Raw genomic sequence first — 13,837 nt, forward strand, 5'->3', positions numbered from 1 at the left:
AACCGCAAGAGTGGAGGCATGAACACCGAACCGATCGACCTTCGTGCAGCGCTGGACTCCTTCACCGAACTGTGGAGCCCGCGCATCGTCACCCGCGTGAACGACTACGACGTGCGCGTAGCCAAGGTGTCCGGCGATCACCTGTGGCACGCCCACGACGACACCGATGAGTTCTTCCTGGTCCTCGATGGCGAGTTGACCATCGAGCTTCGAGGACAGGACTCCGTGAAGCTGCCCAAAGGGTCGGTCTTCGTGGTCCCGCGCGGGATGGAGCATCGACCGTCCGCACCCGACGGCGCCTCGATCCTGATGTTCGAGCCAACAGGAACACTCAGCGTCGGGGATCGGCACGAGGACGTGCCAGGGCACGTGGACGCGACCGTAGGACACCCGCTAGGCGGGTGAGTCTTCGTACGCGTCAGGGTTGGCCAGGTACCAGTGCCCTGTAGGAGTCACCCAGAGCAGAACACCCGGGCTGAGCTGGTGAAGCTCCCAGTTGCGGCGTTCCTTGAGCCGATGATGTCGACGGCACAGCGGCGACAGATTGCAGGGACACGTCGCCCCACCTTGATCATGTGGGACTGAATGGTCCAGGTCGCATTGATGCGCGGGCCTGCGACAACCAGGGAACCGGCACGTCCTGTCGCGCGCCTCGACGGCACCCCTGGTCACCCTGCTCGGACGATAAGCAGTCTCACCATGCGCAATCGCCTGCCCCTGCCCATCAGTGACCGTCACACACCAACGCGCCGCGTCCGCGTTCCCCGCCAGCATCCGAGCCACATCCGCCAGGATCGGCCCGTACCCGGCGACCTCGCCCGGCTGATCCGCCAACCCCATGTAGGTGGTCAGAGGCACGGTCAGCTGAACGGTGCCAACCTGGCTCCCAGCCTGCCTTGCCACTTCCGCGCTCCAAGTCGGGGCCTCTGCACCACCATCACCCCCGTCGCCCTCCTCATACCAAGGCCGGATCTCCGCACTACGCAAGTCGCCAAGGTCGACCCCCGGCCCGGAGGCAAAGTCGGACCGCACCTCTGACACAAAGTCGAGCCCCGGCTCGCGCGCAAGGTCGGCCCCCGACTCGGGCGCCGGGCCGGACCCCGACTCGCGCGAGGGAGCGGGCCCCGGCCCGGGCGCGGGCCCCGACTCTGACGCGACGGCGGCGGGCCCCGGCTCGGGCGCGAAGTCGAGCCTCGGCTTAGGCACGAGGACGGACCCCGACTCGGGCACGGAATCGAGCCCAGGCGCTGCGGCGTGCCCGGCCTCTGGCGCGAAGCCGGGATCCGACTCTGACGCGAAATCGAGCCTCGGCTCAGGTGCAAGGGCGGGCCCCGGCCCGCGCGTAAGGTCAAGCCTCAGCTCAGACGCGAAGTCGGGCCCCGGCTTGCGCGCGGGGTCACGCCTCAGCTCAGGCGCGAACGCGGGCCCCGGCTCGCGCACGGGGGTGAGCCCCGACTCCGGCGCAAGGTCAAGCCTCAGGTCGGATGCAAGGGCGGGCCCCGGCTTGCGCGCGGGGTCACGCCTCAGCTCAGACGCGAACGCGGGCCCCGACTCGCGCACGGGGGTGAGCCCCGACTCCGGCGCAAGGTCAAGCCTCAGGTCGGATGCAAGGGCGGGCCCCGGCTTGCGCGCGGGGTCACGCCTCAGCTCAGACGCGAACGCGGGCCCCGACTCCGGCGCAAGGTCAAGCCTCAGCTCGGGCGCGGGGGCGAGCCCCGGCTCCGGCGCGAGGTCAAGCCTCAGCTCGAGCTCGGGGTCTGGCCTCGGCTCCAACTCGAGGGCGGGGCCCGGCTCGGACGCGAACCCGAGCCCTGACTCAGCCGCCACGGCGGGCTCCGACTTGGGCGCGAAGTCGGACCCCGGTTCGCATGCGAACCGGAGCCCTGGCTCAGGCGTGAGGGCGGGCTCCGGGTCGCGCGGGAAGTCGGGCCTCGGCTTGGGTGCGGGGGTGCGGTTCGGGTTGGGGGCTTTGTTTGGCGGGGCGGTGTGACTTGGGGTCGCGTTGGTGGTGGGGAGAAGACCTAGGAGGAGAGCCAGGAAGACGTCGGCGCGGATGGCGTCTAGGCGGCGCTTGTCGCCGTCGGACTTGAAGGCCCGGGCTAGGGCGTTGAGGCGGTTGGCGGCGGCGAGTGCGGGGGCGGCGGGGAGGTTCCAGCCGGTGAGGGTGGCCGTTCCTTGGCCGTCGTCGCGTACGGTGACGCGGCGTTCGGCTTCGGACGTGGCGCGCTGGCGGCCTGCGGCGGACGGGTCGGCGGCCATGACGGCACGGGTGACCTTGGCGCGTAGTTCGCCTGTGGTCTTGGTGGGGGCGATCGGGAGGACGGTCTCCTCGACCCGGCGCGCTACGGCGCTGTGAGTGCCCAAGGTGCCTCTTGCGATGACCTTGGCCTTGGGGAGGTCGATCGAGCCGGAGCGCAGGGCGGCGCGGGTGGCGGGGAGACGCTGGCTCAGGTCGAGCGCGAGCTCCAGGCGCACGTGCGCGGCGTTGGTGGTCAGGGTGAGCGCGGCGGCGACCTCGTCGGTGACGAACTCGGTGATGGGGCTACCGGTGTGGTCGGTGTGGCGTCCATCGGCGAGCTCGTGCTCGTAGGGGTAGGCGGGGCGGCGTTCGGCCAGTTCGGCGATCGCGGCCAGCTCACCGGCCTCAGCCCAGGAGGCTAGACGGCGGTACGCGGCCATTACCTCGACCAGGTCGCCGTCGGTTAAGGCGCCGTTGTCGCAGCGCGCCAGCTCGGCGGCCAGGGCCGGTCCGGGCGCGATTTCCCTTAGGCGCGCGAAGGAGGACTCGATGACTCCTTCGGGTGGTTTCGTCGCCATGACCCCTCCTTTCCATGTGCAAATCTATGGTATGCGATGGGGTGATGTTCGGCAACTTTGTGTAGCGATAGAATTGCGTTCTGTTTTCGATAGCACGTGGCTGGGGTTGGTTGCCGTCCAACGGTCTGTGCGTGGCTGAGGACGGGTGAGTCAGGGATACTCCGTGGCTGATCTGGGTGGACGGCTGAGGTGAGCCGAAGTGACCCGATGCGCTGAAGCTGAACGATGCGGGTGTTGCTGTCACGTTGGCTGAGGTTGCCGGTTTGAGATGGGTGATCTGGTGCTGGTCGGCGCGTGGCGCGGCCTTAAGAGCGTCGGCAACGGCACGAACTGTTCGATACGAGCAATTTTGTTTGTTGTTGATGTTGCTCGCTGGTGGTGTTTTGCGATCACGAAGTGATCGCTGGGACAGGACCCCGCACAGACCGGTAGAAAACACCATCATCAACCAGCTACCTCGGCCAACGTGGCAGCAACGCCCGCATCGCGAAAGGGCGGCGCAGTGGGTCACTTCGGCGTTCCCTCAGCCGTCCACCTGGCTCAGCCACGGAGTATCCCTGATTCATCCCGCGATCAGCCACGCGCCCGCCGTTGGACGGGCGACAAGCGCAACCGGCGACCACTGAAAGAGCCCACGGTCAAGGGCCGGATGGCACATGGAACGCACAGAGGTCTAGACCTTGTTGCGAACCACCCCGGGGCATCCGGGAAGATCTCTTCCCTATCGCGTAAGCACGCAGGAGGACAACAGCGAAGATGAGCGACTCTCTGGCCAACCCCCGCCGTACCCAGCTCGCCGTGTGGCCCAAGTGGCGTCCCGCGGACGAGGAGCCGGCGAAGGACGACCAGCCGACCCACGAGGCGGCCCTCGAACACGACGAGGCCGCCCAGTAGGGCCGGGCGGCCCGGCCGACCCGCAAGGCCGGGCCGCGTACTGCCGCACAACCCCAGACAGGTAGGCATCTGCCGCGCCTCGCTTCGAGCAGGCGCGGTATTCGCATTTCACCTCCTGGAAATCTTCCGGTTTCTCTGTATGTTGTACGGAGTTACCATCACGGAAGAGAGGGCACCCATGCCGTTCGACGCCGACGCCGAGTTCGACCGCCAGGTCCGGACCTTGATCGACAACGGCTATCCGAAGCTCACCGACCTGGACGACGACGCGTACGCGGCCCTTCTGGAACCGCTGCGCGAGACCGTGACCACGCACGAAGCGATGGCGGAGCCCGAAGAGGGGCTAGTGCCGTTCGTCCTGGTGGTCACGCGTGAGCTGGCACCGCTGTACGACGTCGTTCCGCGCCTGACGCTCGGCGGGCGCAAGACCAAGCCGGGCGTGGTCGACCACAACTACGCCGAGGGTGAGCTGGTGCGGTTCGTCGCCGCCAAGGAGGTCGAACTGCCGGACGCACGCGCGTACGTCCTGTTCGACATCCAGCGAGGCGAGGAGTTCTGCGGCGCCGTCCCGAACGACGCCATGGCCACGATCGCCGACCGGGACCGCACGTTGCTCACGATCGAAGAGGGGCTCTCCCTCGTGCAGCAGTTCCCCTCGATCCTGGCCAAGAACAAGTGCTTCTCGCTGGGCGGCTCTCGCTGCGGTGACAAGCGCGTTCCGGCCATCTGGATCAGCCAGAACGCGCCCAAGCTGGGCTGGTGCTGGCAGGGCAACCCGCACACCTGGCTGGGCATGGCCTCCGCCGCCGGCCGCGACGGATCCCTGGGCTAGCCTGCCGATCCGCTCCCCGCCCAATCCGTCTGGCCGCCCATCCGCCTGCCCGCCCATCCGCCCATCCGTCTGCCCGCCCTATTCGTTCCCGCCCTATTCGCCTGCCAGCTCCTCTTTGGGCAACGCGGCCAGGAACTGGAGGGCGTTGAGGAAACCTTCTCGGTCGGCGGGCCGCAGCCGATCGAGGAGGCGCTCCTCGCGAGCCTGGATGGCGGCCTGGGTGGAGTCGCGGACGCGCCGCCCCTCGGGGGTCAGGGACAGCAGGCGGGCGCGGCGGTCGTCGGGATCGGGCCGCCGCTCGATGTACCCCTGCTCCTGAAGGTCATCGAGGATGGGGATGATGCGGGTCTTGTCGGCGCCGATGTCCTGCGCGAGCGCGCTCTGGGTGCGCACCGACTCCTCCAGCCCGAGAAGTACGGCGTAGGCCCACATGGTCAGCCCGTGCGCGTCCAGCACCGGCTGCTCGACCGCCATCAGCGCGCGGCCCAGCGGCACGATCATCGCCGCGAGATCGGGTCGCGCCGTATCCGCCATGGCCGACACCCTATGGCTTCGTAGATAATAAGCATGGACACATCATATGCATATGCTTATTATCTAGACCATGACCGACACCGACATCCGCGCCCTCAACGCGCGAGCCGTCCGTATCAGCGTCGAGATCGTCTCCCACCTGACCGACGGCGACCTCGGCAAGCCCACCCCGTGCTCCGAGTGGACCGTCGCCGACCTGCTCGCCCACATGACCGTTCAGCACCATGGCTTCGCCGCGGCCGCCCGCGGCGGAGGCGCCGACCCGGCCGTCTGGGAGCCGCGACCGCTGGCCGCCGACCCGGCCAAGGCGTACGCGGAGGCGGCGGAGGACGTCCTGGCCGCCTACGCCGAGCCCGGCGTCCTGGAGCGAAGCTTCGACCTGCACGAGTTCGGCGAGGGTGCGGCCTTCCCAGGCGCGCAGGCGATCAGCTTTCACTTCCTCGACTACGTGGTGCACGGCTGGGACATCGCCCGCGCCCTCGGACGCCCCTTCGAGCTGGACGACGAGCTCGCCGAGCCCGCACTGAAGGTCGCGCTCATCGCCCCCACGGGCGAGGAGCGGGAGAAGGTGACCACCGCGTTCAAGCGCGAACTGCCGACACCGGACGGCGCCTCGACGCTCGACCGGATCCTCACGCACCTCGGCCGCTCCCCCTCCTGGCCCAGCTGACCGAACCGCCTCAACCGACCGAACCGGCCCAACTCACCGAACCGGCCCAGCTGACCGAACCGCCTCAGGCGACCCGGATGGAGATTGCCAGGAATCTCCCAGGGAGAAACCGGCCATAGGCCACGTACGGTGGCAAAGGTGAGCGTGGTCCGCGGGGAGGCGAGGCGCCGGTGGCTCATCGTCGCCGCTCTCGTGGCCGTGCTGTGCTCGATTCCGTTCGTGGTCGCCGCCTATCCGGTGTCGGCGCAGTCCCCCGATCCGGCCCGGCTCCGGCAGCAGATCCTCGCCTCCGCGTCGCGCCCGTACGAGGGGCTCGTGGAGAGCCGCGGCTCGCTCGGGCTGCCCGATCTGCCGGGGCTGGACGACTCGACCTCGCTGCTCAGCGGCACGTCCCGCATGCGGGCCTGGTACGCGTCGTCGCAGCGGTGGCGGGTCGCGCTCATGACCCCGACCGGTGAGCGCGACCTGCTCCAGAGCCCGGGCAGGCTCGCGATCTGGGATTACGAGCGCGAGTTGCTGACGCGGGTGGACGGCATCACCGCGATCCGGCTTCCGTACGCGGCGGACCTGATGCCGCCCGACCTGGCGCGGCGGCTGCTGAAGCCGACCTCGCTCACCGACCATCTGACCGCCCTGTCGGCGCGCCGCGTCGCAGGCCGTGACGTTCCCGGGCTGCGGCTCGAGCCCGGCGACCAGGACACGACGATCGGCCGCGTGGACGTGTGGGCCGACCCGAAGACCGGCGTGCCGGTCGAGATCCAGGTCACCGCGCGCGGCGGGGCGCGACCGGCGCTGGCGACCCGATTCCTGGATCTGAAGCTGGCCACGCCCGCCGACGCGGCGGTCGCGCCGAAGCCGGCGCCCGGCGTGGCCGCCGCGACGATCGAGGCACCCGACCTGCTGTCGCGGCTGGCGTCGCGTACGAACGCGCGGCTGCCCGACAGCCTCGCCGGGAGGCATGCGCTGGCCTCGACCAGCGACGACGTCGCGAGCGTGCGCGGCTACTCCGGCGGCCTCGCCTCGTTCGCCGCGACGCCGCTGCCGGGCCGGTACGGACGCCGGGTCTTCGAGGCCGCGCGGACCGCGGGCGCCGGAACGCTCAAGATCGAGGGCGGCGAGGCGCTGGCCATCCAGACGCCGCTGCTCACCGCCGTGCTGGCCCGCGGCACCAGCGAGGACGACCGGATGTTCCTGCTCGCCGGTGCCGTCCGCGCCGAGGTCCTCCGCACCGCCGCGCAGGAGCTGATCTCGTGATCGTCACGCGCGAGCTGACCAAGCGCTTCGGCCGGACGCTGGCGGTCGACGCGGTGAGCATGGACGTGCACGAGGGCGACCGCTACGGGCTCCTCGGGCCGAACGGGTCGGGCAAGACGACGCTGGTCCGGATGCTGCTCGGCCTGGTGTTCGCCACGTCCGGCGAGATCGAGGTGATGGGCAGCCCGATCCCGCGCCGCATCGGCCAGGTGCTGCCGGAGGTGGGCGCGCTCGTCGAGGGGCCCGGCGCGTACGGCCACCTGTCCGGCCGCGCCAACCTGACGCTGCTGGACGCCGCCGGACCGGGCCGAGCCGCCGGACCGGGCAACGCCTCCCGGCGGAAGAGGGGCGCTAGGCGGGCGCGGGTCGATCAGGCGCTGGAACGGGTCGGGCTCGCGGGCGTGGACGATCGCCCGGTCAAGACGTACTCGCTCGGCATGCGCCAGCGGCTCGGCCTCGCCGCCGCGCTGCTCAGCGAGCCGCGCCTGCTGGTGCTGGACGAGCCGACGAACGGCCTGGACCCGCAGGGCATCCGCGAGATCCGCGACCTGCTGGACGAGCTGAACGCGGCGGGCACGACCGTCTTCCTGTGCAGCCACCTGCTGACCGAGGTCGAGCAGCTGTGCACGCGCGTCGGCGTGATGGACCGCGGGCGCCTGGTTCTGGAGCAGGAGATGACCGACGTGCGCGCGCTCACCGGCCGGGTCGAGGTGCGCAGCCCGGACGCCGACCGCGTGGTGGCCCTGCTGGACGGCCGCGTCGAACACCGCGACGGCGAGCACCTCGTCGTCCGCACCACCGACGCGAGCGAGCTGAACACCCGGCTGGTCGAGGCCGGTCTGCGCATCAGCGAGATCCGCGCGCAGCGCCGCACGCTGGAGGACGTCGTACTGGAGATCACCGGCCCGGGCTCCGACCGCGTGGACGGCACGCCCGCGGACGGCACGCCCGCGGACGGCACGCCCGCGGACGGCAAGCCTGCGGATGATCGGTCGATTGAACGCTTTGACGGGTTCCGCGTCGAAGAGCTCGGCTCGGATTCCAAGGGCTCTAGGGACTCCGGGGACGAGACGTGATCCGGACCGAGCTGAGCAAGATGGTGCGGCGCCCGCGGACCTGGGTGTCGCTCGCCCTCCTGTGCGGCCTGCCCGCGATCGTGGCGGTCTTCCTCGGCGTGACGGAGGTGGGACCGGCGCCCGGGGAGGGGCCGACGTTCCTGTCGGCGGTGCTGTCGAACGGTTCGCTCTACCCGGCCGCGGCGCTGGCGATGGTGCTGCCGTTGTTCCTGCCGGTGTCGGTCGCGGTGGTCGGCGGTGACTCGATCGCGGGCGAGGCGGGCTCGGGGATGCTGCGCTACCTGCTGCTGCGGCCGGTCGGCCGGACACGGCTGCTGGTCGCCAAGCTGGTCGCGCTGATCGCGTACGTGCTGCTCGCGGTGTTCGCCGTCGTGGTCACCTCGTACGCCATGGGCATCGCCATGTTCGGCTCGGAACCGGCCAACGCGATCGCGGGTTCGGAGCTCATCACCTCGGTGTCCGGCACGGGCCTGTCGACCACGCAGGTCATCCTGCGGATCTGTTACAGCATGCTGTACATCGGCGTCTCGATGCTCGGCGTCGGGGCGATCGCGCTCTTCCTGTCCACGCTCACCGACTCGCCGCTGGCCGCCGCGCTCGGCTCGCTCGCCGCGCTGGTGACCAGCCAGGTGCTGGTGACGCTGGACGCCGCCGCCTCCGTTCACCCGTACCTGCTGACCCGCTACTGGCTGAGCTGGGTCGACTTCTTCCGCGACCCGATCCTGTGGCGCGACATCGAACGCGGACTGGCGATCCAGGGCGTCTATGTGCTCGTGCTGCTCGCCGCCGCGTGGGCCAACTTCGCCACCAGAGACGTCACGAGCTAGCCCGCGCCGCGCCGCGTCACGAGCTGACGCTGGGGCAGGCGCGCGGCGCGGCCAGCGGTCCGGGTCCGAGGGCGCCGAGAACGATGCCGATGACCCGCGGGTCGGACGGCAGTCCCGAGTGGCCCGTCGTCGCGCCCGGGCAGACCTTCTGCAGCTCCACGTCGACCGCGCCCGTCAGCCGGGACGAGGCGTTGCCGACCGTGTCGTCGTGCGTCGTCCACAGCGACATCCACGCGGGCGCGCGGCCGACCTTGTCACCGAGCCGCCGCAGCAGCGAGCTGCCGGGCGCGAGCTGATCGCAGGCCGCCGGGCACGCGCCGAGCGCCGAGCCGGCGCCCGCCAGGTCGGCACCGTGATGCGGCGAGCCGAGCGTGATGATCCGACGTGCCTTCCGTACTCCGTCGTACTCGCTCGCCCACAGGTGCGCCGCCACGCCGCCCGCCGAGTGGCCCACGATGTCCACCGACGGCGACCCCGCGGCCTGCGCGTCGGACACGTACCGGTCGATGGTCTGCGCCTGCCGCTCCATGTCGCCCGTGCCGCCGTCCGGGAGCTGGACCACGACGGCCGTACGGCCCTCCTGCTCCAGACGCCGGGCCAGCACGCGCAGCCCGCTCGTTCCGCCGCCGTAGCCGGGCACGAGCACGACCGTCCCCGGCACGCCCTGCGGCGCCTTGGGTCCGGTGTCCCGTCCGTTCACCAGCACGCGGATCGCGACGATGACGGCGACCGCGAGCACTGCGGCCGCGACGCCGATCACGAGCATCCGCCGCCGGGGACTGAGCGCCGCAAGCCGGTTCACCCCATCCGGTCTACCCGATCGTCACAGCGCCTGCCAGGCACCGGCCACCACTCGCCCGAACTGAAAGCCGCCGAAGTGCACGCCGAAGCCGATCGCACCCGTCGCCTCGAGCTCCTCGACGAGCTTGCGGCGGAACGCGGCGGACTGCTCGCCGTCGTGGTCGACCGTCGAGCCGTACTCGGGATGCGCCACCTGGGCGGGCGAGTGCAGCGCGTCGCCGAACGCCACGAGCTGAGTCTCCCCTTCGCCGATGACGTACGCGGCGTGCCCGGGGGTGTGCCCTGGCGTCAGCTTCACGCGCACGCCGGGGAAGATCTCCGCGCCGTCCTCGACCGTCCGGACCTGCGACGTGATCGCCTCCCGCAGTTCCCTGTGGGTCGTCGACGCCCACTCCTCCTCGGCGATCAGGACGTCCGCGTGCGCGAACGGCCTGTCCCCTTGCCACAGCCAGCCGATGTGGTCGGTGTGCAGATGCGTGATCGCGACGGCCTCGATGTCGCCGGGCGCCTTTCCGAGCGCGGCCAGGCTGTCGAGTAGCGCGCCGCCGTGGATGCCGGCGTACGGGGTGCCGGGCTGCGGGTCGTTGGCCGTGGGGCCGAAACCGGCGTCGATCAGCAGGGCCCGGTCGCCGTGCTCGACCAGCAGCCCGCCGATGCTCGCGTGCAGGTGCTGGTGATCGTCCGCGTATTCGGGGTAGGAGGCCCAGAACTCGTCCGTGGTCCCCGGCAGCCAGGCCTTCGCGCGCAGCCGCACCTCGCCGTCCGCGACGTAGGTGACGGTGTGCTCGCCGAGCTTCAACGTTGTGATCGCCATGGCCGGAAACTTACAGCTAGAACTATTCAAGCTGCAACAGTGTCCGCTGAAATAGTTCAAGCTAGATGTACTTAGGGTAGGCTAGCTCACATGACCACGGACATCGAGCGGGCCGCGGGCGCCGAGCGGCTGCTGTGCGGCCTGGTGAACGGGCTGTCCCGGCAGATCGAGGACCACCTGCGCGAGCGCGCCGCCAAGCTCGACCTGACCACCGCGCAGGCCACCGCCCTGCGAGAGCTGTCCGGCCCGATGACCATGCGCGAGCTGGCCGACCGGATGAGCTGCGAGCCGTCCAACGCCACGTTCGTCACCGACAAGCTCGAGAAGCGCGGCCTCGTCGAGCGCCGCCCCCACCCGCGCGACCGGCGCGCCAAGCAGCTCGTCCTCACCCCGGACGGCGTCGCCCTGCGCGAACGGCTCCTCGAGCTCCTCGGCGCCGACTCCCCCCTGGCAGGCCTCTCCCAGGACGAGCAGAACACCCTGCAAGGACTGCTCCTCCGCGCCAAGCACAACAACCTATAGAGGCGCAGAGCGCAGGGAATAGAGGCGCAGGGCGCAGGGAACAACGCCCCGCCGCAGCGGGTTCTCGCCGACAAGGAGGACGACGTCATGACTGACTACGGCAGGCCTTTGGAGTTCGGCTACTTCCTCGTTCCCAACGCGGGCGACCCGTTGCTGCAGACGGCACGTTCGGCGGACCGGCTGGGCCTGGACCTGATCGGCGTGCAGGACCACCCGTACCAGCGTCGCTATGTCGACACATGGACACTGCTCAGCATGATCGCGGCGTCGACCGAGCGGATCCGCGTCTTCCCCGACGTCGCCAGCCTGCCGCTGCGCCCGCCCGCCGTGCTGGCCAAGGCGGCGGCGAGCCTGGACGTGCTGAGCGGCGGACGGGCCGAGCTCGGGCTCGGCGCCGGCGCGTTCTGGGAGGCGATCGAGGCGTTCGGCGGCCCGCGCCGTACGCGCAAAGAGGCGAGCGAGGCGCTGGAGGAGGCCGTCACCATCATCAACAAGGTGTGGAGCGGCGACCGCAACCTGCGCTTCGAAGGCGAGCACTACACGCTGAAGGGCGCCAAGGCGGGACCGGTTCCGGCGCATCGCATCGAGTTGTGGCTGGGCGTCGGCGGCCCCAAGGGCCTCGCGCTGACCGGACGTGCCGCCGACGGGTGGCTGCCCTCTTCCTCATGGGCGACGCCCGACAAGCTGCCCGAACTGCACGCCCACATCGACAACGCCGCCGGAGCGGCGGGGCGCAAGCCCGACGAGATCCGCCGCCTCTACAACGTCAACGGGACCATCACCGACGACGGCCGCTCTGAAGGCTTCCTGCGCGGCCCGGTGTCCCAGTGGGTGGACGAGCTGACGGACCTGACCGTGGGGTCGGGCATGGACACGTTCATCCTGTGGGCCGAGGGCGACCAGGAGAGGCAGCTCCACCGCTTCGCCGAAGAGGTCATCCCCGCCGTACGCGAGCAGGTGGCCCAGGAACGCACCGTGTAGCGAACGCACGTGTAGCCCTGGCCCGGCAACGCACGGTGTAGCAAAGGTAGGGAAAAGCCCACCGGCGATCTAGAGCAAGGCCCCGTGAGCGAAAGCCCGCGCCCCGGAAGTGTTGGAGCCAAGCCACTCCGACACTGAAAAGAGAGCGCGATGAAGCACAGCACCAAGCGGGCGATGGGCACCTCGATCGTTCTGACCGTGGCGGCCGGGCTGGTGGGTGCCGCCGCATGGCCGAGCATGGCGACCACGGCATCGGCCACACGGCAGCACGGTGGCCGGGACGGTGCGGTGGTCGTGACGGACAAGGGCGCGGTGCGCGGGGTCGTGAAGGACGACCGCCGCGAATTCCAGGGCATCCCCTACGCGGCACCCCCGGTCGGCAAGCTGCGATGGGCTTCACCGCAACCCGCGAAGGCTTGGAACGGAACGCGCGACGCGACCAAGCCGGGCAACTCGTGCGCCCAGAACGAGAGCGTGATGGGCGAGAAGGAGAGCCTCAGCGAGGACTGCCTCTACTTGAACGTGACGGCCCCCACGAACCCGGCGCACAAGAAGCTCCCCGTCATGGTGTGGATCCACGGCGCGGGCTTCCGCAACGGGTCCGGTGCGCTCTACCGCCCCAACCAGCTCGCCGTGAAGGGCGACGTCATCGTCGTCACCATCAACTACCGGCTCGGCCTGTTCGGCTTCCTCGACCACCCGGCGCTGGACGGCGGCGCGGCCAAGCACCGTTCGGGCAACTTCGGCCTGGAGGACCAGCAGGCCGCGCTGCGCTGGGTGAAGCAGAACGCGGGGGCGTTCGGCGGGGACTCGGGCAACATGACCGTGTTCGGGGAGTCGGCGGGCGGCGTGAGCACCTGCTCGCAGCTCACCTCCCCGTACGCCGCGGGCCTCTTCCAGCGCGCGATCATCCAGAGCGGGCCGTGCACGGTCATGAACTGGCCCGACTTTGACGGGACGCCGTCGCCGACCTGGCTGCCACGCCCGCGCAAGATGGCCGAGGAGCAGGGCCGCAGCGTCGCCGCCAAGCTCGGCTGCACCGACACCGACCAGGCCAAGGTGGAGTCCTGCCTGCGCGCGCTGGACACCAAGGCGCTGCTCAAGGAGTCCGACTTCGGGTTCGCGCCGGTGTACGGGGGCGGCGGCGTCCTCCCGGTCTCCCCCGCCGAGGCGCTGCGCAAGGGCACGTTCAACAAGGTGCCGGTGATGCAGGGCATGACGCGCGACGAGTTCCGGCTCTTCCAGGCCGCGTTCGAGATCTACGGCGTCCCGCCGCTCACGACGCAGGAGGAGTACACCAAGCTCGTCAACAAGTACGTCGGCGAGAAGAACGCCCCGAAGGTCCTCGCGCAGTATCCGGCGAGCAAGTACGGCGGCTCGTACAGCATCGCCTGGTCCGCCCTGGTCACCGACGCCACGTTCGCCCGCTCGGTCACCAACTCCGCGCACGGTCTCAGCGGCCGCGTCCCGACCTACGCCTACGAGTTCGCCGACCGGAGCGCGCCGTGGGTCTCGGCGGCCAAGCAGCCCAGCTTCCCGACCGGTGCGTTCCACGCGGCCGAGCTGCAGTACCAGTTCGACACCGACTACTTCACCGGTCGTACGCTCTCGCCCGTCCAGCAGCGGCTCGCCGACCAGATGACCCGCTACTGGACCACGTTCGCCCGCACCGGTGACCCGAACGGCGCCGGCTCGCCGCGCTGGCAGCAGGGCGGCGACACCGCCCAGGTCCTCGCCCCCGGCAAGGGCGGCATCCACGCGACCGACTTCGCCCGCGACCACGGCTACGCCTTCTGGAAGTCCATCGACGCCTGA

Annotated in this window: 15 protein-coding genes; 11 read left to right on the forward strand and 4 right to left on the reverse strand. The window is 70.4% G+C overall.

Annotation, left to right across the window (positions count from 1 at the left end; genetic code table 11):
* Positions 1-18 precede the first annotated feature (18 nt).
* Positions 19-405, forward strand: a complete 387-nt coding sequence (locus J4573_RS03580; RefSeq protein WP_208253719.1) for a cupin domain-containing protein — start codon at positions 19-21, stop codon at positions 403-405.
* Here the strand turns inward: J4573_RS03580 and J4573_RS03585 are convergent.
* The gene (locus J4573_RS03585; protein ID WP_208253720.1) at positions 394-2,817 is read right to left on the reverse strand and encodes an HNH endonuclease signature motif containing protein; all 2,424 of its coding nucleotides are present in this window, start codon (positions 2,815-2,817) and stop codon (positions 394-396) included. The genes J4573_RS03580 and J4573_RS03585 overlap by 12 nt on opposite strands.
* A gap of 268 nt (positions 2,818-3,085) precedes the next feature.
* On the opposite strand from J4573_RS03585, the gene J4573_RS55145 reads away from it, so the two are divergent.
* From J4573_RS55145 to J4573_RS03595, 3 genes are all read left to right on the forward strand, one after another.
* Positions 3,086-3,217, forward strand: a complete 132-nt coding sequence (locus tag J4573_RS55145; RefSeq protein ID WP_279575327.1) for a hypothetical protein — start codon at positions 3,086-3,088, stop codon at positions 3,215-3,217.
* Positions 3,218-3,573: 356 nt separating this feature from the next.
* Positions 3,574-3,711: a hypothetical protein gene (locus tag J4573_RS03590; RefSeq protein ID WP_208253721.1), complete on the forward strand. Its 138-nt coding sequence runs from the start codon at positions 3,574-3,576 to the stop codon at positions 3,709-3,711.
* 178 nt (positions 3,712-3,889) lie between these two features.
* Entirely contained in the window at positions 3,890-4,543 is a 654-nt protein-coding gene (locus J4573_RS03595) for a DUF5701 family protein (protein WP_208253722.1), read from the forward strand.
* A gap of 93 nt (positions 4,544-4,636) precedes the next feature.
* Here the strand turns inward: J4573_RS03595 and J4573_RS03600 are convergent, their stop codons facing one another.
* Positions 4,637-5,077: a MarR family winged helix-turn-helix transcriptional regulator gene (locus J4573_RS03600; protein WP_208253723.1), complete on the reverse strand. Its 441-nt coding sequence runs from the start codon at positions 5,075-5,077 to the stop codon at positions 4,637-4,639.
* Positions 5,078-5,147: 70 nt separating this feature from the next.
* Between J4573_RS03600 and J4573_RS03605 the strand changes: the two genes are divergently transcribed.
* From J4573_RS03605 to J4573_RS03620, 4 genes are all read left to right on the forward strand, one after another.
* Positions 5,148-5,747: a TIGR03086 family metal-binding protein gene (locus J4573_RS03605; RefSeq protein ID WP_208253724.1), complete on the forward strand. Its 600-nt coding sequence runs from the start codon at positions 5,148-5,150 to the stop codon at positions 5,745-5,747.
* Positions 5,748-5,885: 138 nt separating this feature from the next.
* Positions 5,886-7,001 (forward strand): hypothetical protein, encoded by a 1,116-nt coding sequence (locus J4573_RS03610; protein ID WP_208253725.1) that lies wholly within the window; start codon positions 5,886-5,888, stop codon positions 6,999-7,001.
* On the forward strand, positions 6,998-8,077 hold the full coding sequence (locus tag J4573_RS03615) for an ABC transporter ATP-binding protein (protein WP_208253726.1): 1,080 nt from the start codon (positions 6,998-7,000) through the stop codon (positions 8,075-8,077). The genes J4573_RS03610 and J4573_RS03615 overlap by 4 nt, the downstream gene beginning before the upstream one ends.
* The gene (locus J4573_RS03620) at positions 8,074-8,904 is read left to right on the forward strand and encodes an ABC transporter permease (protein WP_208253727.1); all 831 of its coding nucleotides are present in this window, start codon (positions 8,074-8,076) and stop codon (positions 8,902-8,904) included. Before J4573_RS03615 ends, J4573_RS03620 begins: the two co-directional genes overlap by 4 nt.
* A 16-nt stretch (positions 8,905-8,920) precedes the next feature.
* On the opposite strand, the gene J4573_RS03625 is transcribed toward J4573_RS03620, so the two are convergent.
* Both J4573_RS03625 and J4573_RS03630 read right to left on the reverse strand, forming a co-directional pair.
* Positions 8,921-9,706: an alpha/beta hydrolase gene (locus J4573_RS03625; protein WP_208253728.1), complete on the reverse strand. Its 786-nt coding sequence runs from the start codon at positions 9,704-9,706 to the stop codon at positions 8,921-8,923.
* A gap of 21 nt (positions 9,707-9,727) precedes the next feature.
* Positions 9,728-10,519: an MBL fold metallo-hydrolase gene (locus J4573_RS03630; protein WP_208253729.1), complete on the reverse strand. Its 792-nt coding sequence runs from the start codon at positions 10,517-10,519 to the stop codon at positions 9,728-9,730.
* 90 nt (positions 10,520-10,609) lie between these two features.
* Between J4573_RS03630 and J4573_RS03635 the strand changes: the two genes are divergently transcribed.
* The 3 genes from J4573_RS03635 to J4573_RS03645 all read left to right on the forward strand — a co-directional run bounded on the left by J4573_RS03635 (position 10,610) and on the right by J4573_RS03645 (position 13,837).
* Complete coding sequence (locus tag J4573_RS03635) at positions 10,610-11,041, forward strand: MarR family winged helix-turn-helix transcriptional regulator (RefSeq protein ID WP_208253730.1); 432 nt, start codon at positions 10,610-10,612, stop codon at positions 11,039-11,041.
* 87 nt (positions 11,042-11,128) lie between these two features.
* Complete coding sequence (locus J4573_RS03640) at positions 11,129-12,022, forward strand: LLM class flavin-dependent oxidoreductase (RefSeq protein ID WP_208253731.1); 894 nt, start codon at positions 11,129-11,131, stop codon at positions 12,020-12,022.
* Between the two features lie 150 nt (positions 12,023-12,172).
* Positions 12,173-13,837 (forward strand): carboxylesterase/lipase family protein, encoded by a 1,665-nt coding sequence (locus J4573_RS03645; protein WP_208253732.1) that lies wholly within the window; start codon positions 12,173-12,175, stop codon positions 13,835-13,837.

Origin of the sequence: Actinomadura barringtoniae, assembly GCF_017573505.1 — a bacterium.
GTDB lineage: Bacteria > Actinomycetota > Actinomycetes > Streptosporangiales > Streptosporangiaceae > Spirillospora > Spirillospora barringtoniae.